The sequence below is a fragment of the Stenotrophomonas sp. SKA14 genome (assembly GCF_000158575.1).
In the GTDB taxonomy this organism is placed as follows: Bacteria; Pseudomonadota; Gammaproteobacteria; order Xanthomonadales; family Xanthomonadaceae; genus Stenotrophomonas; species Stenotrophomonas forensis.
Genome location: NZ_DS999412.1, coordinates 1,629,856 through 1,641,579, shown reverse-complemented (window position 1 = coordinate 1,641,579; position 11,724 = coordinate 1,629,856). Strand labels below are relative to the sequence as shown.

At 68.4% G+C, this 11,724-nt stretch carries 6 protein-coding genes; 3 read left to right on the top strand and 3 right to left on the bottom strand.

Going from position 1 to position 11,724, the window contains the following annotated elements:
• Nucleotides 1-72 precede the first annotated feature (72 nt).
• Complete coding sequence (locus SSKA14_RS07475; protein ID WP_008264581.1) at nt 73-2,172, top strand: glycosyltransferase; 2,100 nt, start codon at nt 73-75, stop codon at nt 2,170-2,172.
• Here SSKA14_RS07475 and SSKA14_RS07470 read toward each other — a convergent pair.
• Nucleotides 2,169-3,734, bottom strand: a complete 1,566-nt coding sequence (locus SSKA14_RS07470) for a hypothetical protein (protein ID WP_008268042.1) — start codon at nt 3,732-3,734, stop codon at nt 2,169-2,171. The two genes, SSKA14_RS07475 and SSKA14_RS07470, sit on opposite strands and share 4 nt — an antisense overlap.
• Before the next feature lie 30 nt (nt 3,735-3,764).
• Nucleotides 3,765-5,921, bottom strand: a complete 2,157-nt coding sequence (locus tag SSKA14_RS07465; RefSeq protein WP_008266225.1) for a bifunctional (p)ppGpp synthetase/guanosine-3',5'-bis(diphosphate) 3'-pyrophosphohydrolase — start codon at nt 5,919-5,921, stop codon at nt 3,765-3,767.
• A gap of 130 nt (nt 5,922-6,051) precedes the next feature.
• Between SSKA14_RS07465 and SSKA14_RS07460 the strand changes: the two genes are divergently transcribed.
• Nucleotides 6,052-6,588 (top strand): hypothetical protein, encoded by a 537-nt coding sequence (locus SSKA14_RS07460; RefSeq protein WP_008266354.1) that lies wholly within the window; start codon nt 6,052-6,054, stop codon nt 6,586-6,588.
• 53 nt (nt 6,589-6,641) lie between these two features.
• Here the strand turns inward: SSKA14_RS07460 and hrpA are convergent, their stop codons facing one another.
• Nucleotides 6,642-10,724 (bottom strand): ATP-dependent RNA helicase HrpA, encoded by a 4,083-nt coding sequence (gene hrpA, locus SSKA14_RS07455; RefSeq protein WP_008265368.1) that lies wholly within the window; start codon nt 10,722-10,724, stop codon nt 6,642-6,644.
• Nucleotides 10,725-10,810: 86 nt separating this feature from the next.
• Between hrpA and SSKA14_RS07450 the strand changes: the two genes are divergently transcribed.
• Nucleotides 10,811-11,359, top strand: coding sequence for a Dps family protein (locus tag SSKA14_RS07450; protein ID WP_008265629.1), 549 nt, complete (start codon nt 10,811-10,813; stop codon nt 11,357-11,359).
• Nucleotides 11,360-11,724 lie beyond the last annotated feature (365 nt).

Here is an 11,724-nt window from a genome sequence, read left to right as displayed (position 1 = left end):
GCGAGTCTACCCCAGCCGCTGCGGCTGGCGAATTCTCCCAGCCCCCCCTGCTTAAGCTGGAGTTGCAACCGGATGGCGATGTCACTGGCCGAGATCCGATACCTGATCAACCGCCTGACGGGCCTGGCCCGCCGGAGCCTGGCAAGCCTGCGCACCCGAGGCTGGCGGGCCACCTGGCAGCGTATCCGCATCCATACCCAGCGCGCCGTTCCTGCTCCGCGCACGCCGCTGTACCTGCCGCCGGCGCAGGAGTTTGCCCCCTTCACGGTGCCGTTCAGCGAGTCGCCGGAGGTGAGCATCGTCATCCCGGTCTACAACCACGTCGAGCACACCCTGGCCTGCCTGCGCGCCCTGGCGGCGCATCCGCCGGCGGCGGCCTGCGAGATCCTGGTAGTGGATGACGGCAGCAGCGACGCCACCGTGCAGTGGATGCCGCAGGTGGCCGGGCTGCGCTATGAAGTTCGCGAGCACAACGGCGGCTTCATTGAAGCCTGCAATGATGGGGTGTCGCGTGCCCGCGGCCGTTACGTGGTGCTGCTCAACAACGACACCGTGCCGCAGCCGGGCTGGCTCGATGCCCTGCTCGACACCTTCGACAACACACCCGACGCCGGCCTGGTCGGCAGCCAGCTGCTGTACCCGGATGGCCGCCTGCAGGAATCGGGCGGGGTGATCTTCGCCGATGGCAGTGGCTGGAGCTACGGCCGCTTCGAGGCCGCCGATGATCCGCGCTTTGCCAGCCTGCGCGATGTCGACTACTGCTCGGGTGCCGCCCTGATGCTGCCGCGCGCCCTCTGGCAGCAGCTGAACGGCTTCGATACCCGCTACAAGCCGGCCTACTACGAGGACACCGACCTGGCCTTCCGCGTGCGTGCACAGGGCCTGCGCGTGCTGGTGCAGCCGGCCAGCCGGGTGATCCACGACGAGGGAACCAGCAACGGCACCGACACCGGCAGTGGCGTAAAGGCCTACCAGGTGCGCAACCAGGCCATCTTTGCCGCCCGCTGGGCCAGCGAACTGGCCCGTCATCCGGCGGTCGGCGAAGTACCGTCTCCGGCGCTGCTGCTGCGCGGCCGGCGCCAGGTGCTGATCCTGGACGAGGAAGTTCCACAACCGGATCGCGACTCCGGGTCGCTGCGCCAGGTCAACCTGATCCGCCTGCTGCTGCAGGGCGGTGCCCACGTGGTATTCGTACCGACCCGGCGCGAGCATGCCGGTGCGGCGACCGAAGCACTGCAGCGGATGGGCGTGGAAGTCTGGTACGCGCCCTTCCTGGACGGCGTGGCCGGCTGGCTGCGCAGCCACGGATCGCGTTTCGACGTGGCAATGCTGGTACGCCACCACGTCGCCCATGAGTGCCTGCCCCTGCTCAAGCGCTACGCACCGCAGGCACGCACCGTGTTCGACACCGTCGACCTGCACTACCTGCGCGAACGCCGCGGTGCCGAGGTAGCCGGCGACGCGACTCTCCTGCGCGCTGCCGAGCGTACCCGCAGCAGCGAGCTGGCAGTGATGGAGCAGTGCGACATCACCGTGCTGGTCAGTGCAGCCGAGCGTGAGCAGCTGCAGGCCGATGCACCGCGGGTGCAGGTGGAGCTGATCTCCAACCTGCACGAGGTTGCCGGTGCAGGTGCCGGGTTCGAGCAGCGCCACGACCTGGTGTTTGTCGGCGGCTTCCGCCACCCGCCGAACCTGGATGGCATGGAATGGTTCATCGGCGAGGTGTTCGCCAACATCCGCGCCCGGCTGCCGGAGGTGCACCTGCACTGCATTGGCGCCGCAGCACCGGAGTCGTTGCTGGCGCTGGCCGCACGCCAGCCCGGCGTGCAGATGCACGGATTCGTCGAAGACATCACGCCCTACATGGACGGCGTACGCATTGCCATCGCGCCGCTGCGGTTCGGTGCCGGAGTGAAGGGCAAGATCAACCTGAGCATGGCCCATGGCCAGCCGGTGGTCGGTACCACCTGCGCAGTGGAAGGCATGCACCTGCATCCGGGGCGGGATGTGCTGGTGGCTGACGACGCGCTCGCTTTCGCCGATGCGGTGGTCCGCCTGTATCAGGACCCGCAGCTGTGGCAGCAGTTGTCCGATGCCGGCCTGGCCAATGTCGCCGAGCATTTTTCGCTCGATGCCGCACGTGCGACCGTGCAGCGCGTGTTCTTCGCCTAGTCCGCCCGTCCACCGGCGCGACGCAGGCGGTCTTCGAATGCCGGCAGTTCCGCCAGTTCCGGCTGCAGCACCCGCGCCTGTCCGGCGGCATGCGCGGCAAAATCCAGGTCGCCGTTACCAAGCCGTTCGCTGCCGATCGCAAGCCAGCGCTGTGCCAGGCGCTGACGGGCAGCAGGCAGGCCGCTCGCGGTGGGCGACAGGGTCTGCCAGGCCTGCAGGCAGGCACCCGCGGCCTGCACCCGGTTCTGCCGCAGGTTGTCATCGAAGCAGGTACGGCTGGCGGGCAGCAGGCGCGCGGCGGCCGCTTTCACCCGGGAATCGCGCGGCGCCAGGGCCTGTGCTTCACGCAGCGCGTCGAACGCGCTGTGTCCCGGTGGACTGATCCACTGCCCGGCGCGCTCGGCGCGCTCGATCCTGCGCAGCAGCTCGCGCAACTGCCGTTCGCGCTGCGTGTTGCTGGCCGCCGGTTGCTGCAACGACTGCTGCGCCTGATGCGCACGTTGCAGGCGCTGCGCCAGCTGCTGGCGCGCCGCGGCCGACGCGCCCAGCGCTTCGGCCAGCGCTGCATCACGCTGTGCTGCGTCGAACTGGAAATCGTCGGCCTGGCTCTGGCTGCGCGCCAGCACGGCCTGCAGCACCTGCTCGCGGCCACGCAGGGCCGTGGGATCCTCCGGCGCCACGGCCAGCACGGCCAGGAATCCCTTCGCCGCATTTTCCAGCTGCTGGCGCTGCAACGCGCGCTGCGCCTGCCGCAGGCGCAGGTCCACCGCTCGTGCCAGCGCCTCCTGGCTGGCCGGAAGGTCGGCATGGCCGGCATCGAACTGGCGGGCGCGCTGCACGATCGCAGCCGCCTCGGCCAGCTCCCCTTGCCCGGCCAGCGTGCGTGCCTGCTGCAACAGATCGCTCAGGGCATCCTCGCGCCCTTCCAGCGCCGGCAGATTGTCCGGCTGCACTGCCAGGATGCGCTGGAACAGCGGCAATGCACTGCTGTCGCCATCATCAAGCCGCCCCGCCGCATAGGCATTGCGCGCCTGTGCCAGCAGCGCGCCGATGCCAGCCCCCGCGCTGCGTCGCGCCTGCAGCTGGCGGGCAACAGCCTCGGCTTCGCTCTGCGGCACCTGCAGCTCGCGGGCCAACGCCAGTGCCTGCGTGCTGCCGTCGAGGTCGTTGTTCTGCAGCCTGTCGCGTGCCTGCTGCAGTGCCGCCGCAGCCGTTCGGGCCAGGCCTTCGCGCGCCTGCGGCCGATCACCGTCCAGTGCCAGCACCGCCTGGTAGCGCTCGCGTGCGCCACTGCCATCGGCCGCGCTCAACCGGCCCGCGGCGAGTGCGCGGTCACCCTCGGCCAGCAACTGTTCGATCTGCGGCTCATCCCAGAACCAGTCGGCCAGCGGCTTGCGCAGCAGCACCAGCAGCACGAACACGGCCAGCGCGGCGACCAGCGCCCAGCGCCAGACCCGGCGTGCGTGGCGTGCCTGCAGCCACCACCAACGGCCTTCGCGGCGGACGCGGTCCAGCGCAGGATGTTCAGCGCCATGCGGGCGATGCGGGGGCTCGCGTTCCATGCGTGCAGGGTAGCCGGGGCAGCGTGAAGCTCAGCCGAGGCGACGTGCCTCGCTCACGCCCGGCAGCGCGTCCAGCTTGCCCAGCAGGGTCGACAGCTGGCCGTAGTCGCTCACCTTCAACCGCAGGCGCAGATGGGCACGGCCGCTGTTGCGCACGTTGTCACTATGGATATCGAGCACGTACGCGTCTTCCTGGGCGATCAGGTTGGTGATGTCCTTCAGCAGCCAGCGGCGATCGACCGCGGTGACCACCACGTCCACTTCGTAGCCGCCACCGGCCTGGCCCCATTCCACCGGCAGGATACGCTGCGGGCTGGTAGCGGCCAGGCGGGCCAGCGCTGCACAGTCTGCCCGATGCACGGTGACACCCCGGCTACGGGTCAGGTAGCCGACGATCGGCTCGCCCGCCACCGGCTGGCAGCAGCGTGCCAGCTGCACCAGAAGATTGCCCACACCCTGCACGGTGAACTTGGACTTGCCCAGGTTCTCCCGGCGCGCGGTCGGGCGCGGCAGCGCCGGCGCGGTTGCCGGCTGGCTGGCGGCACGCTCGGCTTCCAGCAGGGCACGGCTGACCTGGTTCGGCCCGGTATCGCCCAGCGCCACCTGGATGTAGAGGTCATCGACGCTGTCGGCATGGAATTTCTTCGCCGCCACCGCCAGATCCGAATGCTGCAGGCCCAGCCGCTTCAGCTCGCGCTCCAGCAGTTCGCGCCCGGCCTGCACGTTGCGCGCACGGTCCAGCTTGTGGAACCAGCTGCGCACCTTCTCGCGGGAGCGGTTGCTGGCCAGGAAACCATTGGCCGGCATCAGCCAGTCGCGGCGCGGGTCGGCCTCCTTGCCGGTCAGGATCTCGACGCGGTCGCCGCTGCGCAGGCGGTAGGTCAGCGGCACGATGCGGCCATTGACCTTGGCGCCGCGGCAACGGTGACCGACCATGGTGTGCACCTGATAGGCGAAATCGAGCGGTGTGGCGCCCTGTGGCAGGTCCAGCACCTCATCCTTCGGGCTCAGCGCGTAGACCCGGTCCTCGGTCAGCTCGGCATCGAGCGCCCCGGCCAGTTCGTTGCCCTGCCCGTCCTGCGCCTGCTCCAGCAGCTGCCGCATCCAGGTGATCTTGCGGTCGAAGGCCTTCTCCGCGCCCTTGCCGCCTTCCTTGTATTTCCAGTGCGCGGCCACGCCCAGCTCGGCCTGCGAGTGCATCTCGTGCGTGCGGATCTGCACTTCGATGGTGCGCCCTTCCGGGCCGACCACGGCGGTATGCAGCGAGCGGTAGTCGTTGGCCTTGGGACGGGCGATGTAATCATCGAATTCGCTCGGCACCGGCGCCCACAGTGCGTGCACCACGCCCAGCGCGGCGTAGCAGGCGGCGACGTCGTCGACCATCACCCGCACCGCGCGGATGTCGTACAGCTGGTCGAACGCCAGTCGCTTCTTCTGCATCTTCCGCCAGATGCTGTAGATGTGCTTCGGGCGGCCACTGACCTCGGCCTTGATGCCCTGCGCGACCAGTTCGCGCGACAGCACCTTCTTGACGTTCTCGACGTAGCGCTCACGCGCGATGCGGGTCTCGTCCACCTCACGGGCGATGCGCCGGTAGGTCTCGGGCTCCAGATGTCGGAAAGCCAGGTCCTCCAGCTCCCACTTCAGCTGCCAGATGCCCAGCCGGTTGGCCAGTGGTGCATGGATGTCGCGGGTCAGCTGGGCCAGCGCGCGGCGCTGTTCGTCATCCAGCTTGTCGGCCGCGCGCATCCGCGCCAGTTGCCGGGCCAGCAGGATCGGCACCACGCGCAGGTCGCGGATGATCGCCAGCAGCAGGCGGCGCAGCCCTTCACTGTTACGTCCGGCCTCGCGGCCAGCGTGCAGCGCCCATACCGGATCAGCAGCGTCCTGGCCATCGAGCAGGCCGATCACTGCCGCCTTGTGGTTGCCCAGCGGCAACGCATCCAGGTGGGCACGCAACCCGGGAAGGTCGAACAGCAGGGCCGCGACCACTGCGCCTTCGTCGGCTGAAAGCATCGACAGCGCATCTAGGGTGTCACCCAGCACCGACCAGCTGGCGCGCATCTGGTGGTCGCACTCCGGGGCATCCCAGTGCCCGCGCAGGGCCTCGCGCAGCGGAGCGGGCAGCACCGCTGCCGAGGGACGGTTCAACAAGGCATCCAGGCCGGGGACGGAAGCGCGGTTCACAGCATCGAGCAGGCAAGACAGAGGCCCCTACACTAGCGCCGGCGCCGTTCAGGGACAATCGCCGCGGCCACCATCGCCCGGCATGTGGACATGCCGCTACACTCGCGGGTAAACCCAGGAGAGTCCCGCCATGCCCTCGATCGTTCCGCACTTCCGTCCACGACTGCTGGCCTGCGCCGCACTGCTGCTGGCCGTATCGGCGCCTGCGCTGGCCCAGCGCGTGGTGGAAGGCGACCTGCAGCAGCAGATGTCGCCCGCCGAGTTCAAGGCCGCCGGGCTGGACAAGCTCGATGCAGCGGAACTGGCCACGCTCAACCGCTGGCTGCAGGGCAAGGTCGAGGCGGCCACCACCCAGGCCGTGGCCGCCGTCCGCGAGGAGGCACGCGAGGAAGGACGCCAGGAAGTGATCGTGAAGAACCGGGGCTTCTTCGATTTTGGCAGCAGCGAACCCATCACCGGCGTGCTGCAGGGCGAGTTCCGCGGCTTCGGCAAGGGCCGCGTCTACGTGCTGGACAACGGCCAGGAATGGGAACAGACCGATGCCACGACCCTGGCCGGCGTGCGCAAGGCGTCGCCCCGGGTAAGCATCAAGCCCGGGGTGATGGGCGTCTGGTACATGAAGGTTGACGGTGTGAACACCCAGCCCAAGGTCCGCCGCACCAAGTAACGGCGCGTCCTGGAGGTAGAGCCGGGCACCGGCTCGGCTCTACCGGATCGGACTCACGCCTGGCGCAGTGCGGTTACCCGCTGCGCCAGCTTCTTCGCCGAGATGCCGGTGCGCGCACCCAGCTCCTGCGCGAACAGTGACACCCGCAGTTCCTCCAGGTCCCAGCGCAGTGCCTGCCATTGCGGGCGTTCACGCAGGCCCTGTGCCTCACCATCGCGCAGTGCGTCCAGGAACGGATGCAGCTCCAGCATGCGTGCCTGGTCGCGCGGCGGATCGCGCTTGGCCCGCTCGGTGCGCAGGATCATCGCCTTCAGGTAGCGCGGATACTGCGCCAGCGCGTCGGCCGGCGTGTCGCGCAGGAAGCCGGGGTGGATCAGGCCCACCAGCTGCGCTTCCATGTCGTCCAGGTTGCCGCGCGCCCAGCCCATCAATGGCGCCTCCAGCATCGGTTTCAATTCCGCCACCAGCGCCAGGATGGTCTCGGCCAGCTTCAATCGCGACATCGCCTCGCCGAACAGCGCCTTGGCCGCGTGGTCGCGACGCTGCTCGAAGGCCGCCGCATCGCGGATGTCCTCCAGGCCTTCGGCCAGAACGGCATTCATCGCCGCATCGACCAGATCGCCGCGCAGGCGCTCCTGCGATTCGATGGCCGCGTACAGCAAGCCGGTCTTGGCCCCCACCGGCAGCTGCTTGCGTGCCTGCTTGACCTTCTCGGCCAGCGCGATCTCCAGCAGGCGGCGCACGCCCAGCGGATGGGCCTCCTGCGCCTGCTGCCGATCGGCAAAGATGCGCAGCGCCACGCTGTCACCTTCATCGAGCAATGCCGGATAGGCCGGCACACCCGCTTCACCAGGAACCTGTAGCGGAATCGGCGTGGCCGGGAACGTGCGCAGGCCATCGGCCGCCATCTCGCGCCCGGCACGCGCCGCAAAGGCATCGCCGGCACGACCACCGAATTTCGCGCGCAGCGCATCGAGGTCACGCGACGTGGCCAGCACCTTGCCGTGCTCGTCGCGCAGGCGCAGGTTCATGTGCAGGTGCGGTTCGATCGCACCGGGCTCGAAATCGAGCGCCGTCACCATGGCACCGGTCGCGCGTGACAGGAAGCGTGCCAGCTCACCGGTGATGGCATCGGCGCTGGGCTGCGGGAACGCCTCGAAGAACGCGCGGCCGAAGTCCGGCGCCGGCACATAGTTGCGGCGCATCGCCTTGGGCAGGCTGCGGATCAGCGCCGAGGCCTTGTCCACCACGAAGCCCGGCGCCAGCCAGCCCAGCTGCACCGGGTCCAGTGCATTGAGCAGGTGCAGCGGTACGTCGAGGGTCACGCCGTCATCGTCAGCGCCCGGTTCGAAGCGGTAATGCAGCGGCAACCGCGCCTGGCCCAGCGCCAGGTACTTCGGGTAGCGCTCCTGTTCGCTCCCTTCGCCGGGCAGCAGGTCGACCAGCGACCAGTGCAGGGTCTTGCGCTGTTCCGGCGCCAGCCCCTTCCACCACGTGTCCAGACCCGCCGCCGAATGGATCTGCGGCGGCACCCGGTCCAGGTACCAGCGCGCCTGCCAGTCCTCGTCGGCAACGATGCCGGCGCGGCGCAGCTTGGCCTCTTCCTCGCGTGCGACCTCCAGCACCTTCTGGTTGTCGGCCACGAAGCTGGCGCGGGTGTTGATCTCGCCGGTCACCAGCGCCTGGCGCACGAAGATGTCGTGCGCTTCGCCCGGTTCGATACGGCCATAGTGCACCGGCTTCTTCGGCGCCAGCACCAGGCCGAACAGGCTGATCTGCTCGGACGCCAGCACCTGGCCCTGCGCGCGCGACCAGTGCGGGTCGAAATGCTTGCGCAACAGCAGGTGCGGCAATTCGGCAATCACCCAGTCCGGCTCGATCGCGGCCAGGGTCATGCCCCACACCTTCTGCGTATCCAGCAGGTTGGCCACCAGCAGCCACGGCGGCGGCCGCTTGGACAGCGCCGAGCCCGGGAACGGCAGGAACCGGCGCTGGCGCGGGGCCTGGAAATCGCCCTTCTCGGTGCGGTGGCCGATCTGCGTCGGCAGGCCCGCCACCAGCGCCCGGTGCAGGGTCTGGTAGGCGGCGGCACGCACGCGTTCGCTGAAACCGCCGCCAGCCGGCGCCTGTTCCTTCTGCGCACGCACGGCTACGGGCGTCGGCGCAGCCTCGGTCTTGCCCTCGCGGGCCAGCCGCGCGGCACGGTGCAGCTGGCCACGGGTGGCCTTGACCGCCGCTGCATCATCACGCGCCGGAGTCGGCGCACTGCTGCCGGCCAGCAGCGGCGCCATCGACGCTTCGTTGGCCTCTTCCTTCCAGCCCAGTTCCTCACACTGCAAGCGCAGCTGGCGATGCAGCTCGCGCCATTCGCGCATGCGCAGGAAACCCAGGAAATGGCGACCGCACCAGTCGCGCAGCTTGGACTGGGTCAGGTCTTCATGGGCCTGCCGGTAGGCGTCCCACAGGCGCAGCACGCCGACGAACTCGGAGCGGCCATCGGCAAACTGCGCATGTGCGCTGTCGGCCGCGCCGCGCGCCTCGGCCGGTCGCTCGCGCGGGTCCTGGATGCCGAGGAACGAGGCGATCACCAGCATAGGGCGCAGGCAGCCGGCGGCCTGCGCGGCCACCAGCATGCGTGCCAGCTTCACGTCCACCGGCAGGCGCGCCATCTGCTTGCCGACGGTGGTCATGCGCCGCTCGGCATCGATCGCGCCCAGCTCGGTCAGCTGCTGCCAGCCATCGGCCACCGCACGCTCATCGGGTGCTTCCAGGAACGGGAAGTCCTCGATGCGGCCCAGGCCCAGCTGCAGCATGCGCAGGATCACCCCGGCCAGGCTGGAGCGGCGGATTTCCGGGTCGGTGAACTCCGGCCGCGCCTGGAAATCAGCTTCGGCGTACAGGCGATAGCAGATGCCCTCGGCGATACGACCGCAACGGCCCTTGCGCTGGTTGGCGCTGGCCTGCGAGATCGGCTCGATATGCAGGCGATCCAGCTTGTTGCGTGGGCTGTAGCGTTTGACGCGGGCGAAACCGGGGTCGACCACGTAGCGGATGCGCGGCACCGTCAGCGAGGTTTCGGCCACATTCGTGGCCAGCACGATGCGCCGGTTCGGGCCCGGGTTGAACACCCGGTCCTGATCCTGGTTGGACAGCCGCGCGTACAGCGGCAGCACTTCGGTATTGCGGTACTTGCGGCGCTCCAGCGACTGATGCGCGTCGCGGATCTCACGTTCGCCAGGCAGGAAGATCAGCACGTCGCCGCGCGCATCCAGGCGGGTGATCTCGTCGATGGCCGACACGATGGCATCGTTGACGGTGCGTTCGCCCTGGTCTTCGCCCTCGCCTTCCAACGCGCGGTAACGCACTTCCACCGGGAAGGTGCGGCCCTCGACGCTGATCACCGGCGCATTGTCGAAATGCTCGGCGAATCGTCCGGTGTCGATGGTGGCCGAGGTGACGATCAGCTTCAGGTCCGGGCGCTTGCGCAGCAGTTGCTTCAGGTAGCCCAGCAGGAAGTCGATGTTGAGGCTGCGTTCGTGCGCTTCGTCAACGATGATCGTGTCGTAGTTCGACAACCAGCGGTCACTGGCGATCTCCGCCAGCAGGATGCCGTCGGTCATGAACTTGATGCGGCTGTCGTCGCTGACCTTGTCGTTGAAGCGCACCTGGTAGCCGACCAGCTGGCCCAGTTCGCTCTGCAGTTCCTGCGCCACGCGGCTGGCCACCGCACGTGCGGCAATCCGTCGCGGCTGGGTGCAGCCGATCATGCCAGCCTGGCCACGGCCTGCGGCCAGGCACAGTTTCGGCAGCTGGGTGGTCTTGCCCGAACCGGTTTCGCCGGCAATCACCACCACCTGGTGGTCGCGGATCAGCTCGATGATCGCGTCGGCTTCACGCGCAATCGGCAGCTGCGGGTCCAGAGTAATGGATGGCTGCTGTTGCGCCCGCATCTGCCGGCGCTGCACCGATGCCTGCAAGGCCTGCTCGAAGGTGGCGGCCAGCGCCGCATCCTGTGGCTTGGCCTGGCAACGCGAGAGCATTCCCAGCAGACGGCCCCGGTCGCGGCTCATGGCGCCGTCGATGGCGGCACGTTGTTGGCGCAGGCGGGGCGATGGATTTTTATCGATAGAGTTCATCAATCGGTTCGTTCAAAACTTTGAAAGCGACCAGTCATCACGACCGGTTTATTGTGAAGGCCAACGATTCCACAAGGAGGAACCCCATGGCGAAGACCAAGAGCACGACCAAGGCCAAGACCGGCAAGCAGAAGCTTGCAGCGGCGGCACCGTCGGCACCGAACATCGATATCGGGATCACCCAGGGCGACCGCAAGAAGATCGCCGACGGTCTGTCGCGCTTCCAGGCCGATGCGTTCACGCTCTACCTGAAGACGCACAACTTCCACTGGAACGTGACCGGGTCGATGTTCAACTCGCTGCACACCATGTTCGAGACGCAGTACACCGAGCAGTGGGCGGCACTGGACGACGTGGCCGAGCGCATCCGCGCGCTGGGCTTCAATGCCCCGGGCTCCTACCGGGAATTTGCTGCGCTGACCTCGATCGCCGAGGAACCGGGCCTGACCGACAGTGCGGACTGGCGTGAAATGGTACGCCAGTTGGTGGTCGCCAACGAAGCGGTCTGCCGTACGGCACGTGACGTGCTGGACGTGGCAGCCAAGGGTGACGATGCCCCGACCGAGGATCTGATGACCCAGCGCCTGCAGACCCACGAGAAGTACGCCTGGATGCTGCGTTCCCTGCTCCAGTAAGGATTTTGGGGGCTCGGCAGGGCTGCGCCCTGCACCCGCGGTAGTGCCGGCCGCTGGCCGGCAACAGCAACAGCAAAAGCTGGTTTCCTGTGGGTTGGCGGGGTGGGTCCGGTTGCGGGAGACGCCGTGAACCCGTCCTTGGGGGCTTGGCAGCCGCATCCATGCGGCTGACACTCCCGCAACCGGACCCACCCCGCCTTCGACAGTTCTCCGCGATCTGTCGGCAAAGCCTGGGGTCAGAGCCGTTTTCCGCAGGAAAACGGCTCTGACCCCATTTCGTTTGTCGATATCTGAAAGATGTGTCGACCAAGGTCGACACCTACCAACAGGCGCGGGGAACTGTCAGGGGCGGGGCGGTGTCGGAT

Excerpts from the sequence above, each read along its gene's own strand:
- hrpA (WP_008265368.1), bottom strand. The coding sequence starts at position 10,724 with ATGAACTCTATCGATAAAAATCCATCGCCCCGCCTGCGCCAACAACGT.
- SSKA14_RS07470 (WP_008268042.1), bottom strand. The coding sequence starts at position 3,734 with ATGGAACGCGAGCCCCCGCATCGCCCGCATGGCGCTGAACATCCTGCG.
- SSKA14_RS07450 (WP_008265629.1), top strand. The coding sequence starts at position 10,811 with ATGGCGAAGACCAAGAGCACGACCAAGGCCAAGACCGGCAAGCAGAAG.
- SSKA14_RS07460 (WP_008266354.1), top strand. The coding sequence starts at position 6,052 with ATGCCCTCGATCGTTCCGCACTTCCGTCCACGACTGCTGGCCTGCGCC.
- SSKA14_RS07475 (WP_008264581.1), top strand. The coding sequence starts at position 73 with ATGGCGATGTCACTGGCCGAGATCCGATACCTGATCAACCGCCTGACG.